The 16,365-nt window shown below is 68.3% G+C and carries 17 protein-coding genes and 1 pseudogene; 10 read left to right on the forward strand and 8 right to left on the reverse strand.

Annotated elements, in window-relative coordinates; all coding sequences use genetic code 11:
* The first annotated feature begins 2 nt into the window (after window positions 1–2).
* From ABZ909_RS22520 to ABZ909_RS22540, 5 genes are all read left to right on the forward strand, one after another.
* Window positions 3–584, forward strand: a complete 582-nt coding sequence (locus tag ABZ909_RS22520) for a TetR/AcrR family transcriptional regulator (RefSeq protein WP_357002733.1) — start codon at window positions 3–5, stop codon at window positions 582–584.
* Window positions 581–1,219: a TetR/AcrR family transcriptional regulator gene (locus ABZ909_RS22525; RefSeq protein ID WP_357002691.1), complete on the forward strand. Its 639-nt coding sequence runs from the start codon at window positions 581–583 to the stop codon at window positions 1,217–1,219. The genes ABZ909_RS22520 and ABZ909_RS22525 overlap by 4 nt, the downstream gene beginning before the upstream one ends.
* 148 nt (window positions 1,220–1,367) lie before the next feature.
* Entirely contained in the window at window positions 1,368–1,520 is a 153-nt protein-coding gene (locus ABZ909_RS22530; protein WP_357002693.1) for a hypothetical protein, read from the forward strand.
* Window positions 1,517–2,131 carry a methyltransferase domain-containing protein gene (locus tag ABZ909_RS22535; RefSeq protein WP_357002695.1) on the forward strand — a complete coding sequence of 205 codons (615 nt, stop codon included), beginning with the start codon at window positions 1,517–1,519 and terminating at the stop codon, window positions 2,129–2,131. Before ABZ909_RS22530 ends, ABZ909_RS22535 begins: the two co-directional genes overlap by 4 nt.
* A gap of 92 nt (window positions 2,132–2,223) precedes the next feature.
* Window positions 2,224–2,976, forward strand: a complete 753-nt coding sequence (locus tag ABZ909_RS22540; protein ID WP_357002697.1) for an SDR family oxidoreductase — start codon at window positions 2,224–2,226, stop codon at window positions 2,974–2,976.
* Between the two features lie 101 nt (window positions 2,977–3,077).
* Here ABZ909_RS22540 and ABZ909_RS22545 read toward each other — a convergent pair whose 3' ends face one another.
* Entirely contained in the window at window positions 3,078–4,664 is a 1,587-nt protein-coding gene (locus ABZ909_RS22545; protein WP_357002699.1) for a glycosyltransferase family 39 protein, read from the reverse strand.
* A 261-nt stretch (window positions 4,665–4,925) separates the two neighbouring features.
* Here ABZ909_RS22545 and ABZ909_RS22550 point away from each other — a divergent pair, with 261 nt between their 5' ends.
* The gene (locus tag ABZ909_RS22550) at window positions 4,926–5,948 is read left to right on the forward strand and encodes a zinc-binding alcohol dehydrogenase family protein (RefSeq protein ID WP_357002701.1); all 1,023 of its coding nucleotides are present in this window, start codon (window positions 4,926–4,928) and stop codon (window positions 5,946–5,948) included.
* Here ABZ909_RS22550 and ABZ909_RS22555 read toward each other — a convergent pair.
* Window positions 5,932–6,789, reverse strand: a complete 858-nt coding sequence (locus ABZ909_RS22555; protein WP_357002703.1) for a cyclopropane mycolic acid synthase family methyltransferase — start codon at window positions 6,787–6,789, stop codon at window positions 5,932–5,934. The two genes, ABZ909_RS22550 and ABZ909_RS22555, sit on opposite strands and share 17 nt — an antisense overlap.
* A 222-nt stretch (window positions 6,790–7,011) precedes the next feature.
* On the opposite strand from ABZ909_RS22555, the gene ABZ909_RS22560 reads away from it, so the two are divergent.
* Complete coding sequence (locus ABZ909_RS22560) at window positions 7,012–7,911, forward strand: expansin EXLX1 family cellulose-binding protein (RefSeq protein WP_357002705.1); 900 nt, start codon at window positions 7,012–7,014, stop codon at window positions 7,909–7,911.
* 84 nt (window positions 7,912–7,995) lie between these two features.
* Window positions 7,996–8,919, forward strand: coding sequence for an alpha/beta hydrolase (locus ABZ909_RS22565; RefSeq protein WP_357002707.1), 924 nt, complete (start codon window positions 7,996–7,998; stop codon window positions 8,917–8,919).
* Between the two features lie 16 nt (window positions 8,920–8,935).
* Here the strand turns inward: ABZ909_RS22565 and ABZ909_RS22570 are convergent, their stop codons facing one another.
* The gene (locus ABZ909_RS22570) at window positions 8,936–10,336 is read right to left on the reverse strand and encodes a wax ester/triacylglycerol synthase family O-acyltransferase (RefSeq protein ID WP_357002709.1); all 1,401 of its coding nucleotides are present in this window, start codon (window positions 10,334–10,336) and stop codon (window positions 8,936–8,938) included.
* Window positions 10,337–10,664: 328 nt separating this feature from the next.
* Between ABZ909_RS22570 and ABZ909_RS22575 the strand changes: the two genes are divergently transcribed.
* Window positions 10,665–11,255, forward strand: coding sequence for a cutinase family protein (locus ABZ909_RS22575; RefSeq protein ID WP_357002735.1), 591 nt, complete (start codon window positions 10,665–10,667; stop codon window positions 11,253–11,255).
* Between the two features lie 207 nt (window positions 11,256–11,462).
* Here ABZ909_RS22575 and ABZ909_RS22580 read toward each other — a convergent pair whose 3' ends face one another.
* On the reverse strand, window positions 11,463–13,532 hold the full coding sequence (locus tag ABZ909_RS22580; protein WP_357002711.1) for an SDR family oxidoreductase: 2,070 nt from the start codon (window positions 13,530–13,532) through the stop codon (window positions 11,463–11,465).
* Between the two features lie 641 nt (window positions 13,533–14,173).
* The gene (locus ABZ909_RS22585; RefSeq protein WP_357002713.1) at window positions 14,174–14,404 is read right to left on the reverse strand and encodes a hypothetical protein; all 231 of its coding nucleotides are present in this window, start codon (window positions 14,402–14,404) and stop codon (window positions 14,174–14,176) included.
* A 127-nt stretch (window positions 14,405–14,531) separates the two neighbouring features.
* Between ABZ909_RS22585 and ABZ909_RS22590 the strand changes: the two genes are divergently transcribed.
* A complete protein-coding gene (locus tag ABZ909_RS22590) occupies window positions 14,532–15,128 on the forward strand; it encodes an alpha/beta fold hydrolase (protein WP_357002715.1) in 597 nt (198 codons plus the stop codon).
* A 65-nt stretch (window positions 15,129–15,193) separates the two neighbouring features.
* Here the strand turns inward: ABZ909_RS22590 and ABZ909_RS22595 are convergent, their stop codons facing one another.
* The 3 genes and pseudogenes from ABZ909_RS22595 to ABZ909_RS22605 all read right to left on the reverse strand — a co-directional run.
* Window positions 15,194–15,451 carry a hypothetical protein gene (locus ABZ909_RS22595; protein WP_357002717.1) on the reverse strand — a complete coding sequence of 86 codons (258 nt, stop codon included), beginning with the start codon at window positions 15,449–15,451 and terminating at the stop codon, window positions 15,194–15,196.
* Between the two features lie 292 nt (window positions 15,452–15,743).
* Window positions 15,744–15,912, reverse strand: a pseudogene (locus ABZ909_RS22600) (FAD-dependent oxidoreductase); the annotation flags it as partial.
* A 159-nt stretch (window positions 15,913–16,071) separates the two neighbouring features.
* A partial coding sequence (locus ABZ909_RS22605; protein ID WP_357002719.1) for a hypothetical protein occupies window positions 16,072–16,365 on the reverse strand: 294 nt, incomplete at its 5' end.

Here is a 16,365-nt window from a genome sequence, read left to right on the forward strand (position 1 = left end):
TCATCGAGGCCGCCTTCGAGGTCTTCACCGCCAACGGCTACGAGGCCACCGCCATCTCCGAGGTGGCCGCCCGCGCCGGCATCGGACAGGGCACTGTCTACCGCTACTTCGGCAGTAAGCGCGAAATCCTGGACCACGTCATCGATCTCGGCATCGAGAAGGTGACCGACGCCATGGAACTCGACACCGTCCTGGGCGCCGCGGGCGAGGTCGGCGAGCTGGTGGCGGCGGTGCGGGCGGCCCTCGACCGGCTCTGGGATCTGCTCGAACGGGAACCGCAGATGCTGCGGCTGCTGGTGGTGGAGGCCGGGGCCATCGATCCGGAGCTGGCGCACCGGCTGCTCGGGCTGGAGGCGCTGACCGCCTCGCTCATCGCGGGGGAACTGACACGCGGCAGGGAGGAAGGGTGGATTCGTCCCGATATCGACCCGGATGTGCTGGGGCACACCATCCTCACCATGGTCGGGCCGTGGATCATGCGGGAACTGCTGGGCGCGGGCAATCCGGGCATCCGGGAGCGCAGCATGACCGCGGTGTTCGACGTCCTCGACAAGACCCTGCGCCCCCGGAGCGCCCCGCCGTGACAGCCGGCCGGGCAGAGCGCGGCCGCCACCCGCGCGCCGCGCAGCGCCGGGCCGAATTGGTCGGCGCGGCCTACGAATTGGTGGTTACGCGCGGCTTCCGCGGCCTCGGCGTGGACGACATCGCCACGGCCGCCGGGGTCAGCCACGGCACCTTCTACAACTACTTCGCCAACAAGCGCGACATCCTCGACGCCGTCATCGACCACTGCTTCACTCTCATCCGCGCCCGCCTGCTGGGGCCCGAGGGGGACGACATCCCCGCCACCCTCGACGCCTTCTGCGCGCGCTACGCCCGCGTCGTCGACCGTTGCTACGACCTGGTCGAGACCGAACCTGGGCTGGTGAATTTCTTTCTGTTGGAGGCCTCTTCGATCGACGATCGAGTCCTGGACCGCTGCCTGCACCATGCCCGCGCCTATGGAGCGCAATCGGTGAAGGTCGTTCAGCGCGGGATCGCCCACGGGTACCTGGATCCGTCGCTCGATCCGGAGATCGCGGGGGAGGTCCTGCTCTCGATCCTGGTCTCGGCGCTGCTGTCGGCCTTACGTGCTGGATCTGACGGGCTCACCCAGGACCGCGTTCGCAACCAACTGGTCTCCTTCCTCCGGATTGCACTCGCCGGCGACCCGGAATGACCTCGCCCGCACCGGCGCAACCCGCCGCCCTCGGGCCGATCGCACTGTGCCGAACCGACCACCTCCAGGCCGGGCAGCCCGTCGTGCGCGGCTGCCCGGGGCCGTCCGGGGGCGATGCTATGTTCGCCGGGTGGGGAGGAGATCAACTGTGGGCTTCCAGGCGACCGAGCTGTTCCACGATCCGAAGCTGCTGGCGGAACTCGGCTTTCGACACCGGGTCGGGTGGGCGCGGGCCGGGGACGTGCGGGGGAGACGGCCCGCGCTGGTGCGGGAGCCGCTCGCGGCGGAGCGAGTCGCGTGAAGGCCCGGCTCGAACGGGCGGCGGAGGAGCGGGCGGCGCGCATCGCCGAGCGGATCGCACCGTACCTGCCTGCGACCGGACGGGTGCTCGATGTCGGCTCCGGGACCGGGCACAATGCAGACCTCCTGCGCAAGATCACCGGGCTCGACGTGATCGAAACCGATGTCGTGGACATGCATGTCGTGGGGCACGGGCCGGTGCTGTGCGCGGACGGCGTGCTGCCGTTTCCCAGTAGTGCCTTCGAGACAGCGCTGGTCCTGCACGTCCTGCAGTTCCCCGCCGATCCCGCGGCCGTGCTCGGCGAGACGGCCCGGGTGGCGTCGCGCGTGATCGTGCTCCAGTCCACCTCCGGCGGCCGGCTGGGCCGCGCGTCGCTGCTGGTGCGCGGATTCCTCTTCGGCCGCTTGGCCTTTCAACTCTCGCGGCTGGTCGGCTTCGTGGATTCCGGCATGGCGGCCGGTATCGCCCTCCAGGTACGACGCGTCCTGTCCCGCGACGACGTCCGGACCGCGGCGCGAGCGGGCGGGTTACGCGAGATCGCCTTCGAACCGGACCGCTGGCCGGTGCCCTTCGGCGGGCGCGACCTGTTCGTCTTCGACAGGGCGCGATGAGGCTGTCGGTCATCGCTGCCGGCTGAGCTACGTTGGAGGCCGCGCGAGCGGGTGGCGGTTTCGTGGCTGCCCGGGGATGGAATGGAGACGGTATGGCGGGCAATGGTGCCGGGCGGTTCGAGGGCCGGGTCGCGGTGGTGACCGGGGCATCCTCCGGGTTGGGGCGGGCGGTGGCGCAGGCACTGCGTGACGGCGGGACCCGGGTGTTCGGTGTGGGGCGCGACGAGGCACGGTTGAAGGCGGCACTGGAAGAGGGCGAAACGGCCTGGCTGGCAGCGGATCTCACTGATCCGGGCGCGTCCGCGGAGGTGGTGCGGGCGTGTGTGGAGCGGTTCGGCGGGATCGACATTCTGGTCAATGCGGCAGGGGCGCACACCATGCGGCATACCGCCGAGGTCAGTGACGACGAGTGGCAGTACGACCTGGCCGTCAACCTGAGTGCGCCGTTCTTCCTCTCCCGCGCCGCACTCCCGCATCTGCTCGAGCGCGGCGGCTGCATCGTCAACGTCGCCTCGATCGCGGGCCTCGAGGGCCAGGCCTACTCGGCCGGCTACTGTGCTGCCAAACACGGCCTCATCGGCCTCACCCGGGCCATGGCCCTCGAATTCGACAGCAGCGCAATCCGGATCAACGCCGTCTGCCCCGGCGGCATGACGACGCCCCTCCTGGAGAACTTCACCTTCCCGGCGGACCCCGACTACACCCTCATCATGAAAACCGCGTCCGCTCGCGGCCTCATGGACCCGGCCCAGGTGTCCAACGTCATCACCTTCCTCTGCTCCGAGGAAGCCTCCGCGGTCCACGGCGCCATCTACACCGTCGACAACGGCAAGATGTCCCTCTGACCCCACCCCGCCACCGCGGAATCACCGCCGCAAGCCGTCCTCCAGCGAAACGAGTACGGCCGCGGCGGGTGACGCCGCGGCCGCACACCGGCTCGAGTGGCTCAGATTCCGTTGGGGAAGGTGAGGGTCATCAGGCTCGGCCAAACCTGGGACCAGGGCTGCAGGGGGTCGCGGCAGACGTAGACGGTGACCAGGCGTTCCAGGCCGGGGAGGCCGTTGGGGTCGTCGAGGCGGGTGACCTGGGTGGTGGAGGCGAACTTGGAGAGGAACTCCTTGTCGCCCACGCCGTCCACGGAGAGGTAGACGATGGTGCGGGCCGAGTCCGGCGGCGGGCCGAAGTAGCCGAAGCCGCGGTTGGGGCTGTACACCGGCGGCAGGTTGTATGGGCGGCCGAATTCCTCCAGCGCGCTGGCCTGTACGTACGCGGTCGCCACCACCGCGGTGTCGCGGCGCTCGGATTCGGGCAGTCCGGCCACCGCGTCGGCGACCGCCTTGGTGAAGGTTTCGTAGCCGGCCGGGCCGGTCAGCGACTCGCGCTGCCAGTACTGGGCCTGGTCGGTGATCGGGCGATCGATCCCGGTGAAGTCCCGAGCCCACGCCCAGCCGTACGGCACCGGGATCGTGCACATCCACGCCGTGAACAGGACGGCCGACACCACCGCCACGGCGTTCACGACCTTGCGCACCTGACGCCGCGCCTCGATCGTGCTCAGCGCGAACGCGCCCGCGCCGATCAGTGCCGGCCAGAAGCCCGCGACATAGTAGGAGCGGCCGTTCTCGGCGAGGACGATCACCAGCAGTCCCATGCCCGCGATCAGGGCGAAACGGTAGGGCCGCAACGACTCCAGCCGCACCAGGCCCCACAGGCCCAGGATGCTCAGCAGGCCGCCGAGCAGGCCGCACTGGAGGGCGATCTCCACCGCGCAGATCAGCGGTCCGGTGTGGGCGGCGTACTGCTCCTGGGCGATGATCTCGGTCATCTGCGATTCCACCCAGCCGTGCTGCACCTGCCACACGATGCCGGGAATCATCGAGACCGCGAGGATCAGCGTGCCGACGTACAGCGCCGGGCGGCGCAGCAACTCGCGCGGTCCGGCGATCAGCACGCCGAGACCCAGCAGCGCCCACACACCCGGCATCATCCATTTCGCCTGGAACGCCACCGCCGCGAGCACGCCCGCGACGATCAGTAGTCGGTCCTGCCGGGTCCGCACCCAGCGAATCAGCAGCCAGACGATCGCCGCCTGCAGGGGAATGTCGAAGGTCAGCGTGATCAGCTGCATCTGGTTGAACGCCAGCGGCGAGACCGCGTAGGCCGCGGCGGCGAGCATCTGATAGCGCGCCCCCGCCCCCAGTTCGCGCGCGGTAGCGGCCGCGACCACCGCGGCGGCCGCCATCAGCAACAGCGCAGGAATCCGCAGCGCCAGTACCGAACCCGGCGCGATCACATCCATCATGTGCGCGACGAACGGCGCCAGCGGCCCCTGATCCGGATAGGCCCACGCCAGCCGCCGGCCGGCCGCCACGAAGTACAGCTCATCGCCGAAGTAATTGATCCGCGCCGCGGGCACGCCGAGCACAATGGCGAACCCCACGGACACGGCGAGCACGCCGCGCCAGGCGAACGGCACCGGCTCGGCGGCCGGCTCGGCGGCGCCCACCTCGGGCGCCGCGTCGATCGTTGACATCCATCCCTCCCGGGCCACGAAAAGACGCCCGGCAAAAACCGAATTTCGGCGATGCCGGGCGTCGATCAGGCTGGCAGAATAACTGGTCTCGGGCCGATCGTCGCCCCGGTCTTTTCCGGGGCTTGTCCGAGGGCAGCCGGTCGCCAACGATGTGTACGCCGAAACCCAGGGTCAGGGCCTCGGCATCACCCACTTCGGGCCCCGGGGATCAGGTCGGCGCGGATGCCGTCGCCAGTCGTTGCCGGGGAGGAGACTGGGGGGATGGCGACGATGAGAGCCTGGCGGGTCGAGCGCCCGGGGCCGATCGATGAACGGCCCGTGATCTTCGATCAGCTCCCGGTGCCCGAACCGGCCGCGGGAGAGTTGCTCGTGCGGGTGCTGGCGTGCGGGGTGTGCCGCACCGATCTGCATGTCGCGGAGGGCGATCTGGCGGTGCACCGGCGGGGTGTGGTCCCCGGGCACGAGGTCGTCGGTGAGGTCGTCGAGGCGGGGGAAGGGGTGAACGGCGAGATCCTGATGGGGGACCGGGTCGGAATCGCCTGGCTGCGCCACACCTGCGGCGTGTGCCGATTCTGCCGCCGGGGTGCCGAGAATCTGTGCCCCGAGTCGCGCTACACCGGCTGGGACGCCGACGGCGGCTACGCCGAATTCGCCACTGTACCAGCGGATTACGCGCTACCCCTGCCCGGCGGATACGCCGATGCCGAGCTCGCACCGTTACTCTGTGCGGGCATCATCGGGTACCGAGCGTTGCGACGGGCGGCGGTACCACAGGGTGGACGTCTCGGTATCTACGGATTCGGCGGGAGCGCCCATCTGGCTGCGCAGGTGGCGCTGGCGCAGGGTGCGGAAGTCCATGTGATGACCCGTGACAAGGAGGCCCAGGAGCTCGCGCTGGAGCTGGGCGCGGCCTCGGCGCAGGGTGCCGCCGACGCACCCCCCGAACCGCTCGATTCGGCGATTCTCTTTGCGCCCGTGGGCGATCTGGTGCTGCCCGCGCTGGCGGCGCTGGATCGCGGTGGGGTGCTGTCGATCGCCGGAATCCACCTCAGCGACATTCCGCCGCTGAGTTACCAGCGACATCTGTTCCAGGAGCGGGAGATTCGATCCGTCACCGCCAATACCCGGCAGGACGCGTGGGATTTCCTCGCCTTCGCGGGCGAGCATCGCCTCGAGGTGACCGTTCATCCCTACCCGCTCGAGGCCGCCGACCGGGCCCTCGGGGATCTGGCCCACGGGCGATTCGCGGGCGCAGCGGTCCTGGCGCCTACTTCTGGAGGGTGAACTGCATGACGTCCAGGTGGCCCGCCCGGAAGCGGTGCGCACTCCCGGTCAGGTATCGGATATACCGCTGGTAGACCTCCTCGGAGGTGATCCGGGCCGCCTCGTCGTGACGCGACTCCAGCGCCGCTGCCCACAGGTCGAGGGTCTTGGCATAGTGCGGCCGCAGCGACTGGATCCGCGAGGTCCGGAAGCCCACCGCCTCCGCCTCCCGTGGGACCGTATCGGGTTGCGGCAGTTGGCCTCCGGGGAAGATCTCCCGCTTGACGAAGATGTGGAACAGCGCATCCTCACGGGTGACCGGAATCTCGGCGGACCGCAGCTCGGCCACGGTGCGTCCGATGATGGTGTGCAGCAGCATGCGTCCGTCCGCGGGCAGCATCCGATGGCACCGCGTGAAGAATTCCGCGTACCGCTCCTTGCGGAAGTGCTCGAAGGCACCGATGCTGACGATCCGATCGGCGGTGCCCTCGTATTCCTCCCAGCCCTGCAGCCGCACTTCGGCTTCGGAGATGCCGAGTTCCCGCAGCTGGGCCTGGACCGACTCGAATTGGTTGCGGCTCAGGGTCAATCCGATCACCCGCACCCCGTAGGTCAGCACCGCGCGGATCATGGTCGACCCCCACCCGCAGCCGACGTCGAGCAGTGTCATGCCGGGCTCGAGTCCCAGCTTCCCCAGGGTCAGATCGATCTTGGCTAGTTGGGCCTCCTCCAGGCTCATGCCCGTGCGGTCGAAGTAGGCGCAGCTGTAGGTCATGGTCGGGTCGAGGAACAGTGCGTAGAAGGCGTCCGACAGGTCGTAGTGGGACTGGACCTGCCGGTAGAAGGGCGCGAGCTGGGCCATGGCGGCGGTCTCCTGAGGCGATCGGGCATCCGGAGATGCGGGATACACGGACATACGAAGCGCCCTGGCCTGCGGTTCTAACTCCAGGACACACCGGCAACACGCCGCCCATTTCACTCTGACTTTCCGATTCGAGCCCGGTGAAACGGCGTTGGCTGCTTTCCTGGGGAGGAGTGCAGCATCGATTCAGCAAATATAATACGGAGGGTTGGGGGATCGGCCATGCACCGCACCGGACACGAAGAGATTCATTCTGGCAGGCCATGGTTGTGGACAATTCTGGTGGGATCGGTGGTGGTAGGGCTGGCCACCTGGTGGATAAGACCGCAGTCCCTCAGTTGTACGACGGCCTTACCCGCCACAACCGTCATCACGCTTCCCGCTGCCGCTGCACTGAGTTCGGTTACTCCCCAGCAGATTCAAATCCAGGAGTCGCGACCGGCCTCGGAACGGGGCGAGGCCCTGTTTTACGCCTTCGATCAGGGCGTGGCGTGCTCGCTGCCCGATCTGCCGCTGGACGGCTACTACGTCGGGGTCCCGACCGGTCAGTACGACGGTTCCGCCCCCTGCGGCTCCTACGTCGATATCGACGGCCCGCTCGGCAGCGTCCGCGCCCAGGTCGTGGACCGCTGCCCCGGTTGCGGCCCGGATCAATATGATTTGAGCCGTTCGGCTTTCGAGGCCGTCGCCGAGGCCGACGAGGGTGTCGCGCAGATCCGGATCAGCCAGGTGCGCGACCCCGATCCGGCGCCCGAGCTCGTCTACCGCGTGCAGCCGAGCTCCTCGCCCAGCTGGATCGGAATCCTGTTCTCCGGCACCGGAAATCCCATCCAGCAGGTCGCGCTGCGTCCCGCCTCGGGCGGTGACTACCGGCCCCTGCGGCGTGGCAACGACAACTACTGGAACCTCTCGGGTCTGGGTCCGGGCCCCTTCACGGCCGAGGTGACCGATATCTACGGTCACGCCGCCTTCGTCTCGGGCGTCGCCCTGGATCCGGGGCAGGTGCGCCGTACCGGAATTCACCTCTACGAGATCCCCGCCGACCCGCCCGTCACCGCACCCCCACCGACCGCTCCGGTGTTCGTGACCACAGTCGTCGCCCCGGACGCCTGCAAACCGTAACCCGCAGGTCCGGCCCCGGTATGGCATCATCAAGTGAAACGTGTTCCATTTCGACCGCCGAGGCGGTGCGCCGGGAGGCCTTCGATGACGAACCCCAGCTCGGACCTGACCACGCCCGCCGCCGCGAGCCGCGGTGGCCGGCGGCTCTCGCCGCGCATCTCCCGGCTGACCGAGGTGCCACAGGGTGCGATGGTGGAGCTGCCCGGCCGCGGCTCGACCTACGTGGTCGACCTGCCGGGTCCGTCCGCGGACTCGCCGACCGTGCTGCTGCTGCACGGCATGGCCACCACCGCCATGCTCAACTGGTTCCCGTGCCTGCGTGAACTCAACGAGCGCTACCGCGTGGTTCTGTTCGATCAGCGCTGGCACGGTCACGGAATCCGTTCCGAGCGTTTCGATCTCGACGATCTGGCCGATGACGTCGTCGCCGTCGCCGATGCGGTCGGCGTCGAACGCCCTGTTCTCGCAGGCTATTCCATGGGCGGCGTGATCGCCCAGCTGACCGCGCACCGGCACCCGGATCGCGTGGGCGGGCTGGTGCTGGCCGCCACCACGTACCGTTTCCAAGAGAAGTGGCGCGAGCGCGCCTTCCATCGCGGCTGGTCGGCCACTGCCACGCTGTTCTCCGAATGGTCATTCCGCCGCGCCGAACTGCGCCGCGACAAACTGCCCACGCTGCCGGAATCCTCGTGGCCGGTGGGCCGGATGGATCGCTGGGCCATGACGGAACTGCGGGCCACCAGCGGCTGGGCGCTCGCACAGGCGCTCGCGGTGCTGGGGCGTTTCGATGCATCGGACTGGCTGCCGACCCTGAAAGTGCCGACGGCGGTGGTGATCACCACGCGGGATCGGGCGCTGCCCGTCTTCCGTCAGCTGGAGATGGCGAAGGCGATTCCGGGGGCGGAGATCTTCCTCGCCAAGGCCGGTCACGCGGCCTGCGCACTCGAGGCGGACGTCTTTGTCCCGGTGTTCCTCGAGGCCGTTCAATCGGTGGTGGATCGGGTGTAGCGGATTCGGGCCCGGGTCAGGCCTTTTCGCGCGCGGCCTTGAGCAGCGCGGTGATCACCTCGGGGACGGCGTCGGCGATGGTGCCCACATCCGGCACCAGTTCCTTGCAGGCGATGAACCCGAAATCCAGGTGCCCGTTGTTGGAAATCACGGTGGCGGTGAGTCCCGCGCCGTGGAACACCGGCCCGAAGGGATACATCGACGCCACCCGGACCCCCAGGAAGTACATGGGGAAGTTGGGCCCGGGCACATTCGACACCACCAGGTTGTGCACCACCGGGTGATGCTCGGCCAGCTTGAGCGAGGAGTACGCCCGCGCGGCCAGCTGGAAGGTGTTGGGCGGCGCGTACTTCGCCCAGTCCTGGAGGAAGTCCGCGCCGATCAGATTGTGCTCCTCCTTGGCCCCGCGATTGTCCTCGGCGATGGCCAGCACCCGCGCCACCGGATCCTCGATCTCGGTGTAGAGCCGCGCGAAGATGGTCGACACCTTGTTGGTGCCCTCCTCGTGGCGTGAGGTCTCGTGCGTGGACACCGGAACCGAGGCCATGAGCGAGGTTTCGGGCAGTTCGTCGTGCACCTCGAGGTAGCTGCGCAGCGCGCCGCCGACCACCGCCAGCACCACGTCGTTGACCTTCACCCCGAAGGCGGTCTTTATCTCCTTGATATCCGACAGCTCGGTCTGCACGAAGGAGATGGCGCGATGCGGGGTGATTGCCCGATTGAACGGCGTGCGCGGCGCGGTGAAGGGCAAGGGCATGCCGCGGCTGCCGTTGCCTCGCCGCCGCTGCACCAGACCACCCAGAATGCCGACGGTCTTGGGCACCATGCCGACCATCCCGAGCCGGCCGGGGAGCTTCAGCAGCGCCTCCCCGGCCAGCTGCAGATCATTGGGTTCCGTTTCGGCCGGGGCGATCTCGGCGGGCGGGGTGTAGGACACACCCGGCTGCATATCGCACAGGTGCATCATCATGTTGGTACCGGTGATGCCGTCCACGATGGCGTGGTGGTACTTCGAGATGACCGCCACCTTGCCGTGCGGCAGGCCCTCGACCACCCACATCTCCCACAGCGGCCGGCCGCGGTCGAGGGGGCGTCCGGCGATGTCGGCGGCCAGTTCGGCCAGTCCCCGGTCCCCGGCCCCGGCGGGTAGCGCGAGCCGGCGCACGTGGTAGTCCAGGTCGAAGTTCGAATCCCGCACCCAGACCGGATGATCGAGGTTGAGCGGCACCGCGTGCAGCCGCCGGGTCATGGCCGGGATGAGGTGCAGCCGCCGTCCGAGTTCGGCCTTGAAGGCCCCGTGCTCGTAGCTCACCCCGTCGGCGGCGGGGTCGAGTATCAGCATTGCGCAGACGTGCAGGAGTTGGGTGTCTGTTTCGAGATAGAGGAAGCTCGCGTCGAGTCCGGTAAGTCGTTCCATACCAACACACTATGAGAACTAGTTTCATTTTGCGCGTGGTTCGCGGTGTGGTCCGGATTCCGTCCGTGGCCGATTCGTAGCCCCAAAGTAGCACGTAGATAACAAGTTTCATGATGAAACGTTTGGGTACCAATCAGGCGTCTCTCCAGTAGAATTCGTTGCCGCCCTCCTGGACCCTTCCTACCTTGGGTCACATGGCCCGGTGATCGGTCTCTAGTCAATGACAAGAGTCACTGGGCTTCTCACAACGACGTGAGAGGTGAGGACAATGGGCGACCGGAAGGTATTGCTGCCTGGAAAATGGCGTACGGCTCGGGGTCTCGCGATCATGCTGACGATCGCGACCGTGTTCGTTCCACCAGCGAGGGCCCACGCGGACCAGGGATGCGCTGCCGTGGACGTCGTAGTGGCAAGGGGCACAGGCGAACCCGGGTGGCTCGGCGACGAGATCGGCGATCCGCTCTACGGCATGCTGCAGGATCGGTTGCCCGTTTCGGCGAGTTCCTATCGCGTGAACTACCCCGCCGACTACTCGTTCGATGTGGGCGCGGGGAGCGCGGATCTGGTGGGGCACTTGGCCGCTGCGGCCGCGGCCTGCCCGGGTCAGGAGTTCGTCCTGGTCGGCTACTCGCAGGGTGCGGCGGTCGTGCACGCGGCACTGGGCACCGGCGTGGTGTCCTGGTATCCGGGCCGGGTGCAGCTGCCGGACTACCTCGGCGAGCGCGTCGCCGCGGTGCTGCTGTTCGGTGACCCCATCCGCGGCCTGGGCTGGAATGTGCCCGGCGCGTATCAGTTCCGCACCGGGGACTGGTGCACCCGCGGCGATCCCATCTGCGGCTCCGGCATCGACGCCAACGCGCACGTCGCCTATGGCAGCGATCTGGTGGACGCGGCGAACTTCGCCGCGGACCGCATCTGACCCCGGGGAGGGGAAGGGCCCGACTCCCGGGTGGTCTCGTGGACTTGCTGACGAGACCCCGGAGCGGGTCCGGGTATCCGCGGTTCGGGGGGCGTCAGGTGTCACGGCACTTGGGGCCTCGCCCACCACCGGACCGCGGATACCGAACAACGGCCGGCCCGGTGTGGTGTTCCACACCGGGCCGAACCGTGTTGGCGGACGGGCTGATTACCAGTTCAGACCCGGAATGCGGTTGGTAATACGTGCGGCCGGGGCGGGCAGGCCCATGAGCGGCTGCACGATCGGGGCCAGCGCCAGCAGCGGGCTGCGCGATTCCGGCTTCTCCGTGGCGGTTTCGGCGTTCTCCGTACCGGTTTCGGTGCTCGCCGGGGCGAGCGGCGCCGGCGTGCGCGCGGCCTTGGACTCGCCGAACATCCGGAAGCCCTGGTGCAGAATGGCGCGCTTCACCGAGGGCATGACCGTGTCGACGAACTGGGCGAAGGTGCCGATGGGGGTGTCGATGCGGCTGGGCCGGTGCTCGAGCGCGCGCACCACGATGTCGGCCGCCTGATCCGGGCTGTGCACCGGGATGGACTTGTACAGGTCGGTCGGCGCGATCATGGCCGTGCGCACCAACGGCATGCGCACCGAGGTGAAGGTGATTCCGGCGTCGGCGTTCTCGACCGCCGCGATCTCGCTGAAGTTGTCCAGCGCCGACTTGCTGGCCACGTACGCCGCGAACCGCGGCACCTTGGTCTGCACCGCGATCGAGGAGATGTTCACGAAGTGCCCGAAGCGGCGTTCCCGCATGGACGGCAGCAGCGCCAGGATGAGCCGCACCGCGCCGAAGTAGTTGACCGCCATGGTCCGCTCGAAGTCGTGCATGCGATCGGTGGAGTTGAGCACCGAGCGGCGGATCGAGCGGCCCGCGTTGTTCACCACGTAGTCGACGTGCCCGTGATCGGCGAGCACCTGCTTGACCAGCAGCTCCACCGACTTCTCGTCGGTGATGTCGCAGATGTACGCCTGCGCCGCACCGCTTTCCGCCCGCACCTCGGCGGCCGCGGCGTTCAGGTCCTCCTCGGTGCGCGCCACCATGAGCACGGTCGCGCCGCGCTTGGCCACCGCGTGCGCGGTCGCCAGGCCGATGCCGGTGGACGCGCCGGTGATCAGCACGATGCGGCCCGCGAGGCGATCGCCCTCGATGCGGCGGGCACGATCCGGATCCAGGTTGGCGCGCCAGTACTTCCACAGGGCGGCGGCATAGTCCTCGAACGCCGGCACCTCGATGCCGCTGCCACGCAGCTGCGCCCGGGTGGATTCGGAGACGAAGGTCGACTCGAAGGAGGTGTGCGGGGCCACCTCGGCGGGAATGCCGAAGCGCTCCAGCAGGAAGTCCCGCACCGCGGGGACGCCCGGCAACCCGCCGAGGGCGTTGAGCGCGGTGTGCGAGCCCGGCACGGTGCCGATGGCGGTCGGCGCGCCGGCCGCGCGGGCGAGCGCGTTGTAGATCTCGGTGAACGGCTGCGGTTCCGGATTGGTGAGGTGGAAGGTGCGGCCGATGAGCCCGGGCTTGCCGATCAGCTCGACCATGGCGTCGACCACATAGTCCACCGGAACGATATTGGTGGCGCCCAGGTCGGGGATCGGCATGGGCAGCTCCGAGGGCAGCGCCGCCAGCCCCGCGATGGCGGGGAAGAAGTAGTACGGCCCGTCGATCTTGTCCATCTCGCCGGTGCGGGAGTCGCCGGCCACGATGGCCGGGCGGTACACCCGCCAGCGCAGGCCCGCGGCCTCGCGGACCATCTTCTCGGCCTCGAACTTGGTGCGGTGATAGGCGGAGTGCAGGCCCTGACCGAGGTCGAAGTCGTCCTCGAAGAACTTGCCCTTGTGATCGCCCGCGACCGCGACCGACGAGACGTGGTGCAGGACCGCGCCGAGTTCCAGGGCCAGGTCGATGACCGAGCGGGTGCCCTGCACATTGGCGGCGTAGGTGACCTCGGCGTCGGCGGTCATGTCGTAGACCGCGCCGAGATGGATGATGTGATCGGCCCGGGGGGCCTCCGCGAAACGGCCGCCGGCGCCCTCCGGCAGGCCCAGTCCCGGCGCTGCCAGGTCTCCGACCAGTGGGAACACCCGATCCTCGGCGCCCCAGCCCGCCGCCAGCTCGCGCAGTTTGGCCACCGAGGCCTCACGCGTCAGTGCGTGGACCACGGCCTCCGGGTCGCGCTCCAGCAGCGCGGCGACAACGCGCCGGCCCAGGAATCCGGTTCCGCCCGTGACGATGTAGGAAACCATCGTCCCCTCCTTAAATACGAACCTGTTGGTATCCAACGGTGTTCGTCCGACATGCGTCGGTGGATGCGGACGGTATGCGATTGGCCCCCTAGCAGAATGTCGGGCCGAGGTAGGAACACCTTCGTGCCTAACTAGTGAGTAACTTTACGGATTCCAGGTTGGGCGTTCAACCGGAATCGCCGTTTCGGTGCTGTGGGGATGGTCACCTCGGAGCTATTCGAGTTGATATGTGTAACAAAGGGTTTGATGTAACCTATCGGCCTCCTTGGCAATTCATAGGCAACTGGTCAAATGTCCTGAGCGTGCGCTCACTTGTTGGATCTCCAGGAGTTTGCCCGATCAGCGCCCGGTTTCGGTGGTCGGAATTGCCCGCTGTTGCCACCTCACGCGCCGAACCGTCGATGCCCGGCTCGCGATGCAATTCACGGGCGGCACCCTGCTCGCACCTGCGCCCACCGAGTGGGCGGATTCGCCGGGTATTCCCAGAAATGTGCGGGCCCGGAATGCCGCGTGGTCAGAATGATCGGGACGATGTGGTGCGGTGGGAGAGCGGTGGCGGATGCTGGTCGGTCGGGCGGTCGATATCGAGGTGATCTCCGCGTTCGTCACCGGCGTCCCGGACGATGACATCGTGCTGGTGCTCAACGGAGCAGCTCCTCGCTGAGCTGTTCGAGGATTGCGACCTCCCCGCGGGCGGCCGCGACCAGGCCGCGCAGGAACTTCCCGGGTCCGGCGGTGGTCGGATAGCCGAGCTCGGCGCACAGTCGCAGCCCCTCCGCGGTGACCTCGTCCAGGTGATCCCAAGCGCCACTGAAGAAGTCGTCGTTCCCGAGCCATTCACCAGTCCGGCTCGGCCGTCGTCGCGAGATCATCCGCGCCGCAGCACAATAGCGGCGTACCGGCCCCCGCCCGGCACGGCGGCGGGGGCATTGCCAGTCCAATGCCAGTGTCGTCGTGCAGGCTCGATGGTCGGAACGACAACGAGAGGACTATCGAGCAGTGAGCACCATCGTGGTCTCGCACGGACTGCAAGCCCGCGCGGACAGCGTCTGGTTTCCCCCCTTCCGCGCCGAACTGACCGGCCGAGGGCATCGGGTCGTCATCCCCAACCTGCCGGATACGGATGCGCCGCAGCGTGGTCCGTGGCGCGAGGCCTTGGCGTCGGCCGCTGCCGCGAGCCGGCCCGAGGACACCGTGCTGGTCGGTCACAGCATCGGCGCGGTCAATGTGCTGCGCGTGCTCGAGGCGTACGATCCGGCCGCGGGGGTCTTCGCCGGTGCCGTCCTGGTCTCGGCCTCGGTCCACGAGGTCGGCTACGACCTGCTCGCGAGCTTCTTCGCGGGTGACTTCGACTGGACGCGAATCCGCGCCGCCGCCAAGCAGTTCCGGGTGCTCCAGGCCATCGACGACCCGGTCAACGCGCCCGACCCGCTCGAACACGTGGGCGTTCTGATCCGCGAGCTGGGCTCGGTCGCCACCATCCTCCCCGACGGCGGCCATCTCGGGGCCTACCCGGAAGACCACATCGAGCTGCCCGACGCGGTCCGGCTCGTCGAAGAATGCCTGGCCGCGCCCCGGGTGGTCCCCGCCGGCTAGCGCCCGTCAAGTGTGCGCGGGGCCGGAGGCCGATTCCCAGAACCCGTGTGCCGCAGGCGCGAACGTCACTCGTTCACGCAGCGGATGTCGCCGTCCACGGTCTGATCGACGATCGTGAACGGCGGGCACCGCCGCACATTGCCCCACTCACCCGCGATGCACGAGTCGTATTCGTGGGGATCCGAGGTGGGAACCCGGGTACCGCTATGGCACCCCTCGGCCACCGGCGCCGCCCCGGCCAAGCCCGCGCCCACGGCCACGGTGGGAACACTCAACGCGAGACCGGTGACAACAATCCCGATTGCCACTCGACGGCGATCCATCAACCCTCCTGATCTCCAGAACTGCCGGGAACCCTTCGAACCGCACCCCTGGGCGGTCCCGGCATCTGACTGCGACGGCGAGCGACAACCGCTCGCCACGAAAACACCATCAAGTATGACGATCGGTCTACCGCCGAGGGAATCCGACAAGCATCACACCTGCCGCGACCGGGGACTCGGCCCCGCGCCGGCATGAGTCCGGTCACACTGCGGCCGCCAACGACTTCCGGATCGACGAACGCTCGCTGTCTCGATCCGTGTGTTCCTGATCTTCGGGACCCGTTCCCGACCTTTACACGCTGCTCCGCAGGAAGGCGGGGGCGATCTCCCTGGCCACGCGATGGCCGGATTCGGCGGCGCCGTCGATGTAGCCGGCCCAACGGGTGGCTGTCGGTGCCCGCCCAGTGCAGCGGGCCGATCGGTGCGCGCAGCGCCGGGTCGAAGCGGGTGAGCGTGCCCGGGCCGCATCCCGACGGACAGCCCTTCGAGACTGTCCCGGGCACTATCCGAATGAAAAGACATTCGGCGGACATGCTGCCGACCACGTTGAGTCGTCGCAATGCCGGACCCGGCGTGCGCCGCGTCCCGGAGAGCCGGGACGCGGCACATGGCCGGGTGGATCAGCTGGTCAGGTCGGAGATGGTGGGGGATTCGTTGTGGGTGAGGGTGATTCCGAGATTGGTGGCGGCGCGGTCGAAGTCGTCGTCGGGTTGCTGGAGTTCGATGGCGGAGCCGGCGGAGAGGACTTCGACATTGAGACAGAGAGATTGGAGTTCTTTGAGCAGGACCTTGAAGGATTCGGGGACACCCGGTTCGGGGATGTTCTCGCCCTTGACGATCGCCTCGTACACCTTCACGCGGCCGACCACGTCGTCCGACTTGATGGTGAGGAGTTCCTGCAGGGTGTAGGCCGC

This window comes from Nocardia sp. NPDC046763, from assembly GCF_040645495.1.
Classification (GTDB): Bacteria; Actinomycetota; Actinomycetes; order Mycobacteriales; family Mycobacteriaceae; genus Nocardia.

Coding starts and splice junctions, on each gene's coding strand:
- ABZ909_RS22540 (WP_357002697.1), top strand. CDS start 2,224: ATGGCGGGCAATGGTGCCGGGCGGTTCGAGGGCCGGGTCGCGGTGGTG.
- ABZ909_RS22545 (WP_357002699.1), bottom strand. CDS start 4,664: ATGTCAACGATCGACGCGGCGCCCGAGGTGGGCGCCGCCGAGCCGGCC.
- ABZ909_RS22565 (WP_357002707.1), top strand. CDS start 7,996: ATGACGAACCCCAGCTCGGACCTGACCACGCCCGCCGCCGCGAGCCGC.
- ABZ909_RS22555 (WP_357002703.1), bottom strand. CDS start 6,789: ATGGCCCAGCTCGCGCCCTTCTACCGGCAGGTCCAGTCCCACTACGAC.
- ABZ909_RS22560 (WP_357002705.1), top strand. CDS start 7,012: ATGCACCGCACCGGACACGAAGAGATTCATTCTGGCAGGCCATGGTTG.
- ABZ909_RS22595 (WP_357002717.1), bottom strand. CDS start 15,451: ATGGATCGCCGTCGAGTGGCAATCGGGATTGTTGTCACCGGTCTCGCG.
- ABZ909_RS22580 (WP_357002711.1), bottom strand. CDS start 13,532: ATGGTTTCCTACATCGTCACGGGCGGAACCGGATTCCTGGGCCGGCGC.
- ABZ909_RS22570 (WP_357002709.1), bottom strand. CDS start 10,336: ATGGAACGACTTACCGGACTCGACGCGAGCTTCCTCTATCTCGAAACA.
- ABZ909_RS22585 (WP_357002713.1), bottom strand. CDS start 14,404: ATGATCTCGCGACGACGGCCGAGCCGGACTGGTGAATGGCTCGGGAAC.
- ABZ909_RS22575 (WP_357002735.1), top strand. CDS start 10,665: ATGCTGACGATCGCGACCGTGTTCGTTCCACCAGCGAGGGCCCACGCG.
- ABZ909_RS22550 (WP_357002701.1), top strand. CDS start 4,926: ATGGCGACGATGAGAGCCTGGCGGGTCGAGCGCCCGGGGCCGATCGAT.